This window comes from Streptomyces sp. NRRL S-340 (assembly GCF_000720185.1).
GTDB lineage: Bacteria > Actinomycetota > Actinomycetes > Streptomycetales > Streptomycetaceae > Streptomyces.
The window spans coordinates 17,849-34,156 of record NZ_JOIY01000069.1 but is presented as its reverse complement, the minus strand read 5'-3'; the positions used below and the strand labels follow the sequence as shown (position 1 = coordinate 34,156).

Below are 16,308 nucleotides of genomic sequence, written 5' to 3'. Positions count from 1 at the left end.
GCAGTCCTCACGCGGAAGCAGCCCGCTCCTCTCCCGCGAACATCTCGAACAGGCCGCGGGGTGCACGGGGGCCGAACATGCGTTCGTGGAGGCGTACGGCTTCGGCGGCCTCCCCCGCACTGCGGGGGAACAGGTCCCGTTCGTACGCGGCGAGCGCGGCCTCGGTGTCGTCGGGGTGCGCGGCGAGGGCCCTGCCGAGTTCGGCGCCGTCGTACATGGCCAGGTTGGCGCCCTCGCCGGACGGGATCATGAGGTGGGCGGCGTCGCCGAGCAGGGTCACCCCCGGCACCCGGTCCCACCGGTGGGCCGGCGGCAGGGTGTACAGGGGGCGCAGCACCAGCGGGGTGTCCCCGCCGGTGATCAGCTCCGTCAGTTCCGGTGCCCAGCCGGCGAACTCCCCGGCGATCCGCGCGGCCGTCGCGGCGGCGTCGGCGAAGTCGAGGGCGGCGAACCACTCCAGCGGCCGGGACAGCGCCGCGTAGGTGTGCAGCGCGCCGCCGTCCTCCCGGTGGGCCTGGATCCCCTTGCCGGGGGCGAGCGCGAGCATCGACCCGGCGCCGACGGCCTTCGCGGCGGCCGGATGCCGGTCGTCGGCGTCGTACAGGTAGGTCTCGACGAAGGACGTGCCCGTGTACTCGGGCACCGCGCCGGACAGCAGCGGCCGGACGCGCGACCAGGCTCCGTCCGCGCCGACCAGCAGCTCCGTGACGGCCGTGCCGCCGTCGGCGAACGCCACCTCGTGGCGGCCCCCGCCCAAGGACCGGACGCCGCTCGCCTTGCTGCCCCACCGGACCGTGCCGGCCGGCAGCGACTCCAGCAGGATCCGGCGCAGTTCACCGCGCCGCACCTCGGGTCGTCCCCCCGTGCCGTCGTCGGGTTCGTCGAGCAGCACGCTGCCGTCCCGGTCGAGGATCCGCATCGCCTGGTGGCCCTCCAGGACCAGCGCGCGGAACTCGTCCGTCAGACCGGCCGCCTCCAGGGCGAGCTGTCCGTTGTGGTCGTGGATGTCGAGCAGTCCGCCCTGCGTGCGGGCCGCCGGGGAGGACTCGGCCTCGTGGACGGTGACCGGGACGCCGTGGACGTGCAGGACGCGGGCGAGCGTGAGGCCGCCCAGGCCCGCGCCGACGATCGTGACGGGGGTGCGCATCGTGGTTCCTCGTTCCTCCGGGGGCGGGGCCGCGGACGGGTCCGGGCGGCCGGGCATTCTGGTACGACGTTCCATCCTGGAGCGCCGTTCCAATGTTGGAACGGCGCTCCAGGCGTGTCAAGATGTCAGCCATGGCAACGCGGACGCGCCGGTCACAGCGGCGTACGGAGGCGCTCTCCCGGGAGCGCATCGTCGAGGCCGCCGTCGACCTGCTCGACGCGGCCGGTGAGAACGGGCTCACGTTCCGGGCGCTGACCGAGCGCCTCGCCACCGGGCCCGGGGCGATCTACTGGCACGTGGCCAACAAGGACGAGCTGCTCGGCGCCGCCACGGAGGCGGTCGTCACCAGCGCCCTGACCACCCGCCCCGAGGCGGCTGGCGCGTCTGCGGGACCGGGAGTGCCCGGCGCGCCTGCGGGACCGGGGGCGCCTGCGGGTTCCGGGACCGCCGGCACGCCCGGCGAAGCCCGCACGCCCGGCGAAGTAGGTACGCCCGGCGGAGCCGGCGCGGCCGGGGCTTCCGCCGAGCCCGGCGCCGCCGGGGTGCCTGCCGGAGGCGATGCGGGGGGTGCCGCTTCGGGCGCCGATACCGGCGGCGTGGCTGCGGGAGCCGGCGCGGGCGGTGCGTCCACGGGATCCGGTACGCCTGACCCGCCCGGCGTGCCCGACACGGCCGGGACGCCCGCCGGAGCCGCTGCGGGCGGTGCGCCCGCCGCAACCGGCACGGGTCGCCCGCCGGCGGAGGCCGGCGCGGGCGGTGCGTCCACGGGACCCCGCACCCCTGGCAGGTCCGGCGCGGCCGCGACGTCCGCCGGAACCGGTGCGGGCCGGGCGCCTGCCCGGCCGGGCGGGCCCCGTGAGGCGGACCGGGCCGCCGGATCGCCGCAGGACGCGATCCGGGCCGTCGCGCTCGGCCTGTTCGACGCGATCGAGGAACACCCCTGGCTCGCCACGCAACTCGCCCTGCAGCTCTCGCGCAACCCCTGGGGGTCGGTGACCCCGCGGATCTTCGAAAGCATCGGCCGGCAGGTCGCCGCGCTCGGCGTGCCCGAGGCCGGCTGGTTCACGGCGACCTCTGCGCTGGTGCACTACGTCCTCGGCGCCGCCGGCCAGAACGCCGCCAACTCCGCGGGCGCCCGGGCCGGCGAGCCGGTCCCGGACCGCGCCGCGTTCCTCGGCAGCGTGTCGGCGGCGTGGGAGGAACTCGACCCGGACGACTACCCGTTCACCCGGGCCGTCGCGGCCCAGCTGCCCGGACACGACGACCGCGAGCAGTTCCTCTCCGGGCTCGGTCTCGTCCTCGCCGGCATCACCGCCCTGCACCCGCCCGGGGAGTAGGCCCTCCCCGCACCGTGCGCCGCGCACCCGGACGCCGTTCCCCGGCGCCCGCGCGCAGTTGCCCGCGCGCACGCCCACGGCCCGCCGTGAAACCCGGGCAGGCACTGGTGCGGAAGCGGCACCGGCTGATCCCCCACCGGTCCGCCGGAAGGGCGAGCGGACCGTCCCCGGCTCCGCCGGCCGGTGGGCAGGTGTGAGCCGTCGGACGGCGACGTACCGTGTGAAGGACGGAAGAGGCGCGGTCCGCGTGAGGAACGCGGTGGCGCGCCCCGCCCGCACCTCTGGTGCGGTGCGGAGAACGTCGAAGGCGGGAGAAGAAGTCATGCCGGCACGTGTCCGACGCACCCGGGGCCACCGGGCCGCCCTGCGCACCGCGGTCCCCGTGGTCACCCTGCTTCTGGCGGCGACGGCATGCGGGGGGACCTCCGCCCAGGTGGGCGCCGTCGGCTCGACGAGCGCCACCGGCTCCCCGACGGGACTCCCGACCGCCCGCGGCACGCAGAGCACGGCACCGTCGAGCGCGGGGCGCACCCCCGCCGACCCGCCCGCCGCCGCCAGGAGCCAGGGTTCCACCCTCGGTGACCATCAGAGCACCCCACGTGCCCTGCCCTCGGCCAGGGCCGCTCAGTGTGTGAACGACTACTACTCCGGCATGACCACGGCCCAGCGGGTGGGGCAGCTCTTCATGGGCGGGGTCTCCGCGGCGCACCCCGACGCGTCCCAGTTGCGCACCCTGCGCGACCAGCACGTGGGCTCCGTCATGCTGACGGGCCGCAGCAACGCCGGTACGGCGGCGACCCGGAAGCTGGTCGACGGCATCCGGGCCCAGTCCGACCAGGTCGGCGGGCGGCGGGCCGGCATGGTGGTCGCCACCGACCAGGAGGGCGGCCAGGTGCAGGTGCTCAGCGGCCCCGGCTTCTCGGCGATGCCCGACGGACTGACCCAGGGCGGCTGGAGCACCGCGACCCTGCGCACCCGCGCCTCCGACTGGGCCAAGCAGCTCAAGGCCGCCGGGGTCGACCTGAACCTCGCTCCGATCGCCGACGTGGTTCCCGCGAGCCTGGGCACCCGCAACCGCCCCATCGGCTACTTCCACCGCGAGTACGGTCACACCCCCGCCGCCGTGACCTCGCACAGCGGCGCCTTCGCCGCCGGGTTCGCGCAGTCCGGGGTGATGACCACGCTCAAGCACTTCCCCGGCCTGGGCCAGGTGCTGGGCAACACGGACACCACCGCGAACGTGGTGGACTCGGTCACGACCGCCAAGTCCGCCTCGCTGGAACCCTTCCGCGCCGGGATCCAGGCCGGTTCGCCCTTCGTCATGATCTCCTCGGCCGTCTACACGAAGATCGACGCCAAGCACCTGGCGGCCTTCTCCCCGGCGGTGATCGGCCAATTGCTGCGCCACGACCTGAACTTCAAGGGCGTGGTCATCTCCGACGACCTGGGTGACGCGGTGGCGGTGCGGTCCTTCACCCCGGCGCAGCGGGCGGTGGACTTCATCGCGGCCGGTGGGGACATGGTCCTGACGATACGGCCGTCCATCGTGCCGGAGATGACGCGGGCCGTGCAGAGCCGGATGAAGCAGGACGCCTCGTTCCGGGACAAGGTCGACGCCTCCGTGCACCGGATACTCGACGCCAAGCACAAGGCGGGCCTGCTGGACTGCGGATGAGGGGACGGCGTCCCGAACCGGGGCCGAGCCGGAATCAGGAGCGCCGGAGCGCCTTCGGAGAACCGTGAGCACGGGAATGGTTGTACGGCTCATGTTGCGCTTCTGTCCCGCTTCTGTACCACTTCGCCCACAGGGAGAAATCCCGGTTGATGCGTGAGGGAGCTGTGGAAAGATCGCGGAGTATCTCCGGATCTTTCCGGGCCGCAGCGCGGCCCGTCATCCGGCCCCCATGATCAACTGGAGGACCCACGTGGCCAAAAGCTCCGGCCTGAACACGCGTCGTACCGCGGCGCGTGTCACGGTTGCGGCGGTCACCGCCGCGCTGGTGGCGACCGGCACCACCGCCGCTTTCGCCGCCGACGCACCCGGACGGTCTGTCTCGCAGGTCTCCGCCGCCGCCAAGGCGTCGGGCGCCGCGAAGTACAGCGTCACTGCGCAGTTCAAGGCGGCCCAGGTCAACGCCGTGTACGGCGTGGACAGCAAGGGTGACGTGTACGGCTACCCGCCCAACGGCACGGGTGGCCTCGACTCCCGCCAGCCGTCCGGCTACGGCTGGCAGGACGCCCGCTCCATCACGCAGGTCGACCAGAACCTCGACGGCGAGTCGGACGGCACCTGGGACGTCACCGCGGGCGAGCTGCACTACAACAAGTGGAATTCCCCGTCGGTGCTGGTCGGCGGCGGCTGGAACATCTACAACCGCGTGCTCTCTGCGGGCAACCTGGGCGGCGCCTCCTACGAGGACCTGCTGGCCCGCGACAGCTCGGGCGTGCTGTGGCTCTACCTGGGTTACGGCAACGGCAAGCTGACCTCGCGTTACAAGGTCGGCGGCGGCTGGAACGCCTACACCGACCTGGCGGGCAAGGGCGACCTGACCGGCGACGGCAAGGACGACCTCGTCGCCAAGGACTCCTCGGGCGTGCTGTGGCTCTACAAGGGCACCGGCGACTCCAAGGCCCCGTTCGCCGCGCGCACCCGCATCGGCAGCGGCTGGAACACGTACAACACCCTGCTCTCCGTCGGTGACATCAACTACGACGGCATCACCGACCTGCTCGCCCGTGACAAGAACGGCGCGCTGTGGCTGTACAAGGGCACCGGCAAGGCGTCCGCGCCCTACGCGTCGCGTGTGAAGATCGGCAACGCGGGCTGGAACACCTACCGCATCCTGTACTGATCCGGACGCCCCGCCCCGCGCGGGGCATCTGAACGGGCCGTTCCCCGCGGGGGACGGCCCGTTCGACATGTGTGACCGACCTCTCTTGCTCACCGGTTCCACACATCGGCACACCAGTCTCTGAATCTCCTTGAGGTGTCGTCTCAAGGTGTCCGTCGAACACCACCTCGACGAGAAGGACAGGGACGGTAGGTATGCGCAGACCCAGGAGACATCTGGTGAGCGCCGTCGCCCTCGCGACGGTACTCATCTCATCGGGAACAGCCGGCGGGGCCGCCGCGGCGCCGCCGGGCGGCGCCCGCCACGTGACCGGCGCCGCGGCGTCCGGTGCGCCGAAGACGGTGACGCTGATCACCGGCGACCAGGTCAAGGTGACCGCCGCGGGCCAGGTCACCGCGGTGGAGCGGGCCGCCGGCCGGGGACGGGTGCCGTTCTCGCTCCGGACGGTCGCCGGGCACACTCATGTGGTCCCGGACGACGCCCAACTGCTGCTGGCGGCCGGCAGGCTGGACCCGCGCCTGTTCGACGTGACGGAGCTGCTGGCGGACGGCTACGACGACGCCCACCGGTCCGGGGTTCCACTGATCGTCACCTTCCGGGACCGGAAGGCACGCTCGGTGAACGCCTTCACCGATGCCGGCGCGCGGATCGACCGCGCGCTGCCCGTCATCGGCGGCGCGGCGCTGCACACCGACAAGAAGCGCGGCGCCGACTTCTGGAACGCCGTGACCGGCGGTGGCGCAAGCGCCCGGCCCACGGCGGGGTTCACCGGCTCGACGGCGGTGGCGAAGGTATGGCTGGACGGCAAGCGCCACGGCACCCTCGACAGGAGCGTGCCGCAGATCGGCGCCCCGGCCGCCTGGGCCGCCGGGTACGACGGCACCGGCGTCAAGGTCGCCGTGCTGGACTCCGGCGTCGACAAGACCCATCCCGACCTGGCGGGCAAGGTGATCGGGGAGCAGAACTTCACCGACTCCCCCGACACGGCCGACCATTACGGACACGGCACCCATGCGGCGTCCGTCGTCGCCGGCACCGGCGCCGAGTCAGGCGGCAGGTACAAGGGCGTCGCGCCGGGCGCGGAGATCCTCAACGGCAAGGTGCTCGACGACCGGAACACGGGCGAGGAATCCGGCGTCATCGCGGGCATGGAGTGGGCGGTGGCGCAGGGCGCCGACATCGTCAACCTCAGCCTCGGCGGCGAGGACACCCCCGGTGTCGACCCGGTGGAGGAGACGGTGAACCGGCTCTCCGCCGAGAGCCGCACCCTCTTCGTCGTCGCGGCAGGCAACGAGGGCAAGGACGAGCACACGGTCGAGTCCCCGGGCAGCGCGGAGGCCGCGCTCACCGTCGGCGCCGTCGACAAGGCGGACAAGCTCGCGGACTTCTCCGGCCGCGGCCCGCGCGTCGGTGACAGCGGGGTCAAGCCCGACCTGACCGCACCGGGTGTCGCCATCACCGCGGCTTCGGCGTCCGGCAGCACCCTGGAGGGTCAGTACCCCTCTGACATCCCCGGCTACCTCACGCTCGACGGCACCTCCATGGCGACCCCGCATGTCGCGGGTGCCGCGGCCCTCCTCGCCCAGCAGCACCACGACTGGGACGGCGCGCGCCTCAAGGCGGTGCTGACCGGGTCCGCCGAACCGGGCCCGTACAGCTCGTTCCAGCAGGGCACCGGTCGCACCGACGTGGCCCGGGCCATCGGGCAGAGCGTCGTCGCCGAGCAGGGTCCCCTCGACTTCGGCCGGCAGGAGTGGCCGCACACCGACGACGAACCGGTGACGAAGCAGCTCACGTACCGCAACCTGGGGACCGGACCGGTCACCCTGGACCTGTCCGTCGAAGCGCTGTCGGTGGACGGCAAGCCCGCCGCCGAGGGCCTGTTCGCCGTCTCGCCCCAGCACCTCACCGTCCCCGCGGGCGGCACGGCGACCGCCTCCGTCACCGCCGACACCCGGGCCGGCGACACCGACGGCACGTTCGGCGGCTCGGTGACCGCCGCCTCCGCCGACGGCAAGGTCAGGGTGCGCACCGCTCTCGGGGTGGAGCGCGAGGTCGAGATGTACGACCTGACGCTCAGGCACCTCGACGAGAACGGCACGCCCATCGGCGACGCCACGACCGAGATCCAGGGCATCGACACCGACTTCCACGCCGTCTACGCCGACGAGGAGGACGGCGAACTGACGGTGCGGCTGCCCAGGGGCGACTACTCCCTCAGTGGCATCGTTCACGCGAACCCCAGCGCCCCGACGCGCGCCCTGCTGTTCCAGCCCCTCCTGCGGCTGGACAAGGACACCACGGTCACCGTCGACGCGCGGCAGGCGCGCCCGGTCCGGGCGACCCTGCCCGACCCGGCCGCCGAGAACATCGACGGCGTGATCACCGTCGGATGGCAGCGACGCGCGGGACTGGACCCGGGCCTCTTCACGTACGGCCTCCCCGGCTTCCAGAACTTCACGGTCGGGCAGCTCGGTCCGCGGCTGCCCGCCGGTCAGGCGTTCGCCCAGTATTCCGGCACGTGGAGCGACCAGAGCGGCGGCACGCCCGTCGCCTACCACCTGGCCTGGAGGCGTACCGGTCGGCTGGGCGGCTTCAGCACGGAGGTGAGGCCCGAGCAGCTCGCCAAGGTCGACTTCCGGATCGGCTCCCCCACCGAGGGTAAGGAAGCGGACCTCTTCGCCCAGACGTGGACCCCGCGCGGAGAGCTGTCCGCCCTCGGCACGCCCCTGCATGTGAGCCTGCCGCTGAGCGGCACCCAGTACGTCCTCGGCCACGACGTCGAGTGGAGTTTCCTCGTGCTCGCGGGCGACGGTCCCGACGCCCAGCTCTGGGGCACGGGGACGTACCGGTCCGGCAAGAGCTACACCGAGCGGTACAACGTCGGCGTCTTCGGTCCTGCCCTGAGCGGGGCGGGCGGCACCCCGTCCCCGCTCGTCCCCGGCATCGCCCGGAACGGCAACGTCGTCCGCGCCTATCTGCCGCAGTTCAACGACGGTGCCGGGCACTGGAACACCACCCCGGGAGCCACAGCGGACAGTTCGCTCCGGGCCGACGGCGTGGAGATCTCCGACCCGCACGGCGTCTCCCCGACGGACGACGTCGTCCAGTACGCCGTTCCGGCGCAGGACAGCGCGTACAAGCTGACCGTGGACACCTCCCGTGACGCGGCCCGCACACCGGTGAGCACCCGGGTCAGGACGGAGTGGACCTTCCGTTCCGCCCGGACGCCCGAGGGCACCTGGGCCGCGCTGCCGCTGTCCGTGGTCCGCTTCACCCCCGAGCTGACCCTGAACGGCACCGCGAAGGCCGGCCAGAGGTTCGACGTGCCGTTCCACATCGAGGGGGCCGCCGCCGGACGGCCGCCGCACAAGCTCTCCTTCGAGGTCTCCTACGACGAGGGGCGCACCTGGCAGCACGCCGACGCTGTGGCGGGCACGCACCTCTCGCTCCGCCACCCGGACCGGGCGGGCTCCGTCTCCCTGCGGGCGGCGCTGACAGACGCCCAGGGCAACACGCTCGACCAGACGATCGAACGCGCCTACCTCACCACCGAGTAGGCCCTGGCCCCGGTCACCTGGGGCACCTCACCACGGCCCGGCCGGGGGCGGCAGACGGTCTCTGCCGCCCCCGGCCGGGTGCGTGTGCACCGCGGTCAGGGGGTCACAGCGGTGTTCCAGTCCAGGAGGCGGGCGAGTTCGCCGGCTTCCGGGGCGCCGGGGGCGGCCGCCCCGACGCGGTTGACCGGGGAAGGCGTGTGGGTGCCGCGCGAGATGTTGCCGCTGACGGTCGTGTTGTGCTCGGTCCGGGGGCGGCGCAGCGACTCGTAGAGGGCGAGCGCCGTGGTGTGGTCGGGGCTGTCGCGCAGGCACTTCGCGAGGACGACGGCGTCCTCCAGGGCCATCGAGGCGCCCTGCCCGGTGGCCGGGGAGGCGGCGTGGGCGGCGTCCCCGACCAGCAGGACCCGGCCCGAGCGCCAGGGTGTGCCGGCCGGCAGCTCCGTCGCGTTGGTGACCATCAGCTCGTCGCCGGTGGCCGCGACGATGTCCGCGACCGGGGTGGGGTCCTTGCGCAGCAGGGGGACGAGCAGGTCGCGCCAGCGGCCGGGGGTGCCCCGGTCGATCGCGTCGGCGGACAGCGGCCGGTCGCTCACCCGCGCGAACCAGTACGTCTCCCCCTCGGGCGACGTGGTGTGGCCGAACGCGGCGGTGCTGCCCCGCACCATCGTGATGCAGGCCGGGTCGGGGGAGCCGGGCGCGGTGCGCGTGTAGCCGTAGAAGACGCGCTGGCCCGCGTAGACGGGCCGGGCGGCGGGGGCGATGGCGCGGCGGACCGTGGAGTGCACGCCGTCCGCGCCGACGAGCAGGTCACCCGTCGCGGTGGTGCCGTCGCAGAAGCGCGCGGTGACGCCGTCCGGGCCGTCCTCGACGGCGGTGAGGCGGGCCCCGTGCCGTACGGGGACGCCCCGGCGCGCGGCCTCCGCCTGGAGGGCGGCGTTGAGTTCGCCGCGGCGCAGGCAGCGGTAGCGCAGCAGGGGATCGCCCGGTTCGCCCAGCGGCACGTGTGCGGCCTCGGCCCCGGCCGCGTCGAGGACGCGCATCGAGGTCAGCGGGAAGCCGATCGCGGTGACCGCTGCGGCGGCGTCGAACTGGGCGAGGGCGCGCATGCCGTTGCCGGCGAGCGTCAGGAAGGCGCCGATGTCCTCCGCCGCGTCCGGATGCGCCTCGTGGACGGTGACGTCGTACCCCGCCTTGCGCAGGGCCAGGGCCGTCGCCGTGCCGGCGATCCCGCCGCCGATGACGAGTACGCGTACCACTGCCATGTCTCCCCCACTCCTGCGCCCGGTCCCCCGGAGTCCTACCCGCCCCCGCGGCACCGACGCGCCCGCGTCCGGGGACGGCCGGTTCAGCGCGCTCCGGCCGGGTTGGCGTCCTCGCCCAGGTAGGTGCCGTACCCCTCGGTGACCAGCGGACCGTCGAAGACCAGGACCTCGTTGACCAGAGCGCCCTTCTGGTTGCGGTAGTTGATGACCAGGCAGTCCACGCCGACGTAGCTGCCGACCACCTCGAACCGCAGGCCGGGGATGCGGCGCAGGCCCTCCGCCCAGTAGGCGCGCAGTGCGTCCTTGCCCCGGATCACGCCGTCCCCGCCGAGCAGCTGGGCGGCCACCGGCGACCGGAACGTCACCTCGTCCGTGAAGTGCGCCAGCAGGGAGTCCAGGTCGTGCGCGTTCCACGCGGTCACCCAGGAGTCCACGAACTTCCGTGCGATTGCTTGGTCCATGGCCGCATTATGTCGTTCCCGGCGCCTTGGCCAGAGCGCCTCGGTCAGGACGCCTCGGTCGGGGCGCCCTGGTCATACCGTCCGCGGGGCCGGGAGGAGCGCCGGTGCCGGGGCCGGCACCCAGCCGGTCCTGGTCAGACGTCCGAACGCCTGGTCGCCGAAGTGGAACGCGAAGCCGATCGTTCCCGGCTGCTCGAGTTCCGCCGTCAGACGCCGGCGCGCGGCCCTCACCCCGGCTCGGTCGATGTCGGGGCGTGAGGGCCAGTCGGGGTGGGTGAGCTGCGCCGGTGTGTGGAACACGTCCCCGAGGACGATCACCCGCTCCCCCGCCGCGTCGATCACGTACGAGGTGTGTCCCGGGGAATGGCCGGGAGTGACCAGGGCGCGCACACCCGGAAAGATCTCGTCGCCGTCGTCGAACGGGGTGTGTTCCGCGCCGATGCGGGTGAGGACGTCGGCCTCCGGGGCGCCCGGCACCGTGGTGCCGCGGTCGTGCGGGGCCCATTCCGGGGCTGCGACGAGGTAGCGGGCCCGGGGAAAGGTCTTCTCCCCCTCGCCCCGCGTCCTGCCGGGCGTGAACGCCCAGCCGGTGTGGTCGACGTGCAGGTGGGTGAAGGCGACCGCCTCGATGTCCTCGGGTGCGTGTCCGAGCGCCGCGAGTGTCGCGGGGAGTGCGCCGCAGTCGCTGTGTCCCACCAGGTCCCCGGAGACGTGGACCGGCCCGCGCACGGGGCCGAGGCCGGCGTCGATCAGCAGGCGGCGCCCGTCGCGTTCGACCAGCAGGCCGCCCGCGGACATGGGCAACCGGCCTCGCTCGTCGAGCAGTTCGGGGTGCGCGTCCCAGTATTCCTGGGGAAAGCCGGGGAAGAAGCCCGACGGCAGCATGGCCATCGCGCCGTCCACGACGTAGGTCATTCGCACGTCGCCCAGCACGAGCGACCGGACGGCGGACTGCCGGTTGAGGGCTGAGGGCTGTGCTGCGGGATGCGCGACGTGGGCGGGATGCGCGGCCGGGTGCGGGGCGGGGTGCAGGTCCATGGTGAGGCACTTCCTCTTCTGCTGGGCCCCGCGGGCTGCTTCACGGGGCCATCGGCTTCAGCTTCTTGCGACGGCCATCGGCCGGTGTGCAGGGCGGTCAGTGGACGGTCGCGGCCGTCCGGTGCCGGTTCGCCTCACCGACGGCGAGCAGGGTGAGGGCGTCGAGCACGTCGCACAGCAGCCGCTGGGCCGGGGAGCCGTCCGGGAGGCATCCGTCGGCACCGAACTGCTGGTGGGCCTGGAAGAGGAGGAACTCGGGCTGCTGCACGACGCGGGCGTTCATCTTGTGCAGCACCTGCCGCAGGGCCAGTTGGGCGCGGACGGTGCCGAAGGGACCGGGGGAGGCCCCCATGACGGCGACCGGCTTGAGGGCCAGCACCGGGCCTTCGTCGCCCGCCGGGCGGGAGAGCCAGTCCAGGGCGTTCTTCAGCGCGCCCGGGATGGAGGCGTTGTACTCGGGGGTGGCGATCAGCACCGCGTCGGCGTCCCGGACGCGACGGCGCAGGTCGGTGACGGCGGACGGCGCGGGGTGCTCCTGGTCCTCGTTGAAGTGCGGCAGCCGCCCGAGCCCGTCGAAATGGTCGAACCGCAACTGGGGGCAGAGGCGTTCGGCCTCGCGCAGCAGGGCGCTGTTGAGGGAGTCGCGGCGCAGGCTCCCGGACAGGGCGAGTACGTCGTGTCCGGTGCGTGCGATCGCAAGGCGCCGGAAGGTTCTTGTAGCGGAGCTACCAGGGCCTTCCGGCAACGCGGCGAGGGCGCGTGCCGGGCGCCGCCCGCCGGGGCCCACTTTTGTTCGCAGCTCTGAGCCGGGTGTGCGGGCGGGTTCTCCGATGTGATCCATCCTGGGCGTTGCGGCGGTACCACGCCAGAAAGACCCCGCAGAAGGCCCATCGAGCGCCATGTGGACGGCGTAGAGTGCCGATCGTGCGCCAAAGCCTCGATGAGACGGACCAGCGGATCGCCGCCGCCCTGATCGCTTCCCCGCGCGCTTCCTGGCGGGACGTCGCCGCCTGCCTGGACCTGTCCGAACGCACCGTGGTCCGCCGCGCCGGCCCGCTGTACGCCGACGGCACGCTGCGTGCCACCGCGGAGCGCAACCCGATCCGCTTCCCGCACCTGGTGCCCATGGCCCTGCGCATCCGCTGCCGCCCCGACCGCATCCGGACGGTGGCCTCCACACTGGCGCGGCGCAGCGACACCCTCTGGGTCGACATCCTCGGCGGGGGCGACGAGATCAGCACCATCGTCTTCCTGGACGGCACGGAGGAACGCAACCGTCTCCTGCTGCGCGATCTGCCGGCCACCGCCGCCGTCCACGACTGGACGTCCCACACCCTGTTGCGGGTCTTCCCCGCCTCCCTCAACTGGGGTGCACGGCTGCTCGACGACGAGGAGGCGGCACGCCTGGGAGTACGCCCGTTCCCGCTCAGCTCCCCGCCGCCGAGCCCGCTGCCGTCCGCGGACCTGGCGCTCGTCCGGGCCCTGACGGAGGACGCCCGCGCCGACTACGCCACCCTCGCCGGGCGGACCGGCACCACGCCCCGCACCGTCCGGCGCCGGCTGGAAGCGCTGCTGCACGACGGCACGGTGCGTCTGGTCACGGAGACCGACCTGGCCCTGCTCGGCCTGCGCACCAAGGCCCAGTTGTGGCTGTCCGTGGCGCCCAGCGCCCTCCAGGCCGCCGGTGAACGGCTCAGCCGTGAGCCTGCGGTGCGCTTCACCGCCGCGACCACGGGACCCGCCAACCTCCTGGTCATGGTCACCACGACCGACCTGGACGCCCTCTACCGCTTCCTCACCGACACCATCGGCGCCATGGCACACGTCACCGCCATCGAGACCACCCCGGTCCTGGCCACCGCCAAACGCACCGGCCTGACCCGCCCCGGCTTCTGAAGCGCCCGGCGGCCCGCCACGGACCGCGCGCGTCCGACCGGCCGGGGCGAGAGACCGGCGCCTCACCCCCCGCCGGACGGGTCGCCGCCGGTTCAGGTGCGCAAGTGGCGGCTCACGTCGCCCACCAGATGGATCCGGACCCGGCGTTCCGTGAAGCGCCATTCGCCGTCACGGCGTGCGAAGCGGTCGTTGTAGCGGCCCGCGGCCACGGGTTGCAGCGGCAGGCCGGGCAGGCTCTGGAAGACGGTCACGTAGGCGCGGGCGGTGGCCGTGCCGGTCTCCTCGTCGATCTCGACGGCGATGTTGGTGGTGGCGTGATGGGTGCGTGGCGTGCCGTCCTCGTAGAGGATCACCGAGTCGCGGAGCATCTTCTCCACGGCCTCCCGGCCCCGGACCGGCGCGCCGCTCCCGGTGAACTCGGCGTCGGCGAACAGTTCCCCGACCCCGGCGAAGTCTCCGGTGTCGACGAGTTCCGCGTACCGGGCGATCAGGTTGGTGACGGCCTGCACGTCTGTGGTGGCTTTCATACGCGTGAGGATAGAGGCGGGAACACATACAGCGCGGAGGGGCGGAACCGGCACATGTGTGTCACCGGTCGCGGTGGCTCCGCAGGCACCGCGCACGCCCCGGCATCGTCACCGCGCACGTGCCCGGCGCGGCCGGCCGCGCGCGGTGACCGGCCGGCCCCCGCGGGCCGCATCCCACCAGCGCCGTCCTGCCGGTGATCGCCCGGCAGTTCCGCGGAGGGCGGGCTGACGACGGCGGGTGCGACAAGGCTGTCGCGCGAACGCCGGAAACGGCGTACCCCGACATGATGTCGCGGTACGCCGCTCCCGCCTCGCCTGCCTGCCGCGAGCGCCCGCCCTCACGTGGGGTCGCGGCGCCCGCCCCGGGTCGTCGCCGTCACTTCGCGGCGCGTTCGTACGACGCCTTCGACCAGCGGTATCCGAGTGCCGTCAGGCCCAGGCACCAGGCCACGGCGATCCACCAGTTGTCGTCGATCGGGGTGCCGAGCAGCAGCCCGCGCAGGGTCTCGATGGCCGGGGTGAACGGCTGGTACTCGGCGAACGGCCGGAACCAGCCCGGCATCGCGTCGAGCGGCACGAAGGCGCTGGACAGCAGGGGCAGGATCATCAGCGGCAGGGCGTTGTTGCTGGCCGCCTCGGCGTTCGGACTGGACAGGCCCATGCCGACGGCGATCCAGGTGAGCGCCAGGGAGACGAGGACCAGCAGGCCGAACGCCAGCACCCACTCCAGGACGGTGGCGTCCGTGGACCTGAACCCGATGGCCACCGCCACGGCTCCGACGAGGACCACGCTCATCACACACTGCAGCACGCTGCCGACGACGTGCCCGATGAGCACCGAGCCGCGGTGGATCGCCATCGTGCGGAAGCGGGCGATGATCCCTTCGTTCATGTCCATCGAGACGGAGACCGCGCTGCCGATCGTGGTGCCGCCGATGGTCAGCATCAGGATGCCCGGGACGAGGTAGGCGAGGTACTCGGACCGGTCGGCGTGGCCGCCCCCGATGCCGGCACTCATCACGTCGCCGAAGATGTAGACGAAGAGCAACAGCAGCATGACCGGCGTGAGCAGCAGGTTCAGCGTCAGGGAGGGATAGCGCCTCACGTGCAGCAGGTTGCGCCGCAGCATCGTGGACGAGTCGCGCAGGGCAAGGGAGAGAGAGCCGCTCATCGGACGTTCTCCTTCGGCTGGCCGGGCTGGTCGGGCAGGCTCGGCTGGTCGGGCTGGTCGGTGGCGCCGGTCAGGGCGAAGAACACGTCGTCGAGATCGGGGGTGTGCACGGTCAGTTCGTCCGCCTCGACTCCGGCGGTGTCCAGCCGGTCGAGGACGGAACGCAGGTCGCGCTGGCTGCCGTCGCTGGGGATCTGCAACGACAGCGCCTCGTCGTCCCGGGTGACCCCGCGCAGCGCCGAGACGGCGCCGCGGTAGGCGGCCGGGTCGGAGAAGCGCAGGCGCACGTGCCCGCCGGGGATGAGCCGCTTCAGTTCCTCGGCGGTGCCCTCGGCGGCGATCTTCCCGTCGTTCAGCACCGCGATGCGGTCGGCGAGTTCGTCGGCCTCCTCCAGGTACTGGGTGGTGAGGAAGACGGTGACGCCGTCGGAGACGAGCGCGCGGATGATCTGCCACATGGTGTGGCGGCTGCGCGGGTCGAGTCCGGTGGTCGGCTCGTCGAGGAAGATGATCCGCGGATCACCGACCAGGGTCATCGCGATGTCGAGGCGGCGCTTCATGCCGCCCGAATAGGTGGAGGCGGGCTTCTTCGCGGCGTCGGCGAGGTCGAACCGCTCCAGCAGTCCGGCGGTGACGCGCCGCCCCTCCCGCTTGGAAAGGTGGTGCAGGTCCGCCATGAGGAACATGTTCTCCTCGCCGGTGATCAGTCCGTCCACGGCGGAGAACTGCCCGGTGACGCCGATCGCGGCGCGCACCCCGTCCGGGGAGGCGGTGACGTCGTGGCCCGCGACCTGGGCCCGTCCGGCGTCGGCGGTGATGAGCGTGGAGAGGATCTGCACGGTGGTGGTCTTGCCGGCCCCGTTCGGGCCCAGCAGCGCGAACACCGATCCGGTGGGAATGCGCAGGTCGATGCCGTCGAGGACGACCTTGTCGCCGTACGACTTGCGCAGACCGACGGCACTGACGGCGGCCGGCGAGGGGGCGCCGCCCCTTTGCCTGGACATGGGCATGACAGAAGAAGGCATGGAGCCCTCCGTTTCGAAGGCTGGAGTGGCGG

12 protein-coding genes and 2 pseudogenes are annotated in these 16,308 nt (G+C 73.1%); 6 read left to right on the top strand and 8 right to left on the bottom strand.

What is annotated here, in order from left to right:
* Positions 1-7 precede the first annotated feature (7 nt).
* The gene (locus IG64_RS35375; protein ID WP_037864149.1) at positions 8-1,147 is read right to left on the bottom strand and encodes an FAD-dependent oxidoreductase; all 1,140 of its coding nucleotides are present in this window, start codon (positions 1,145-1,147) and stop codon (positions 8-10) included.
* A 131-nt stretch (positions 1,148-1,278) separates the two neighbouring features.
* Between IG64_RS35375 and IG64_RS35370 the strand changes: the two are divergent.
* The 5 genes and pseudogenes from IG64_RS35370 to IG64_RS35350 all read left to right on the top strand — a co-directional run.
* Positions 1,279-1,515: pseudogene (locus IG64_RS35370) on the top strand (TetR family transcriptional regulator); the annotation flags it as partial.
* Between the two features lie 426 nt (positions 1,516-1,941).
* A pseudogene (locus IG64_RS35365) lies at positions 1,942-2,484 on the top strand (TetR/AcrR family transcriptional regulator C-terminal domain-containing protein); the annotation flags it as partial.
* Between the two features lie 322 nt (positions 2,485-2,806).
* Positions 2,807-4,159: a glycoside hydrolase family 3 N-terminal domain-containing protein gene (locus IG64_RS35360; RefSeq protein WP_037864148.1), complete on the top strand. Its 1,353-nt coding sequence runs from the start codon at positions 2,807-2,809 to the stop codon at positions 4,157-4,159.
* A gap of 250 nt (positions 4,160-4,409) precedes the next feature.
* Entirely contained in the window at positions 4,410-5,336 is a 927-nt protein-coding gene (locus tag IG64_RS35355; protein ID WP_037864146.1) for an FG-GAP repeat domain-containing protein, read from the top strand.
* Positions 5,337-5,554: 218 nt separating this feature from the next.
* Positions 5,555-8,896 carry a S8 family peptidase gene (locus IG64_RS35350; protein WP_234438709.1) on the top strand — a complete coding sequence of 1,114 codons (3,342 nt, stop codon included), beginning with the start codon at positions 5,555-5,557 and terminating at the stop codon, positions 8,894-8,896.
* A 95-nt stretch (positions 8,897-8,991) separates the two neighbouring features.
* On the opposite strand, the gene IG64_RS35345 is transcribed toward IG64_RS35350, so the two are convergent.
* The 4 genes from IG64_RS35345 to IG64_RS35330 all read right to left on the bottom strand — a co-directional run bounded on the left by IG64_RS35345 (position 8,992) and on the right by IG64_RS35330 (position 12,498).
* A complete protein-coding gene (locus IG64_RS35345) occupies positions 8,992-10,158 on the bottom strand; it encodes an FAD-dependent oxidoreductase (RefSeq protein ID WP_037864140.1) in 1,167 nt (388 codons plus the stop codon).
* An 83-nt stretch (positions 10,159-10,241) separates the two neighbouring features.
* Positions 10,242-10,619, bottom strand: coding sequence for a YybH family protein (locus IG64_RS35340; protein WP_037864137.1), 378 nt, complete (start codon positions 10,617-10,619; stop codon positions 10,242-10,244).
* A gap of 72 nt (positions 10,620-10,691) precedes the next feature.
* On the bottom strand, positions 10,692-11,657 hold the full coding sequence (locus IG64_RS35335; RefSeq protein WP_078884399.1) for an MBL fold metallo-hydrolase: 966 nt from the start codon (positions 11,655-11,657) through the stop codon (positions 10,692-10,694).
* A gap of 97 nt (positions 11,658-11,754) precedes the next feature.
* Entirely contained in the window at positions 11,755-12,498 is a 744-nt protein-coding gene (locus IG64_RS35330) for an NADPH-dependent FMN reductase (protein ID WP_078884398.1), read from the bottom strand.
* An 83-nt stretch (positions 12,499-12,581) separates the two neighbouring features.
* On the opposite strand from IG64_RS35330, the gene IG64_RS35325 reads away from it, so the two are divergent.
* Positions 12,582-13,553: an Lrp/AsnC family transcriptional regulator gene (locus IG64_RS35325; protein ID WP_037864187.1), complete on the top strand. Its 972-nt coding sequence runs from the start codon at positions 12,582-12,584 to the stop codon at positions 13,551-13,553.
* 92 nt (positions 13,554-13,645) lie between these two features.
* On the opposite strand, the gene IG64_RS35320 is transcribed toward IG64_RS35325, so the two are convergent.
* From IG64_RS35320 to IG64_RS35310, 3 genes are all read right to left on the bottom strand, one after another.
* Positions 13,646-14,080 carry a nuclear transport factor 2 family protein gene (locus IG64_RS35320; protein WP_037864135.1) on the bottom strand — a complete coding sequence of 145 codons (435 nt, stop codon included), beginning with the start codon at positions 14,078-14,080 and terminating at the stop codon, positions 13,646-13,648.
* A 376-nt stretch (positions 14,081-14,456) separates the two neighbouring features.
* Positions 14,457-15,251, bottom strand: a complete 795-nt coding sequence (locus tag IG64_RS35315; protein WP_037864133.1) for an ABC transporter permease — start codon at positions 15,249-15,251, stop codon at positions 14,457-14,459.
* On the bottom strand, positions 15,248-16,261 hold the full coding sequence (locus IG64_RS35310) for a daunorubicin resistance protein DrrA family ABC transporter ATP-binding protein (RefSeq protein ID WP_037864132.1): 1,014 nt from the start codon (positions 16,259-16,261) through the stop codon (positions 15,248-15,250). Before IG64_RS35310 ends, IG64_RS35315 begins: the two co-directional genes overlap by 4 nt.
* Between the last annotated feature and the right edge of the window lie 47 nt (positions 16,262-16,308).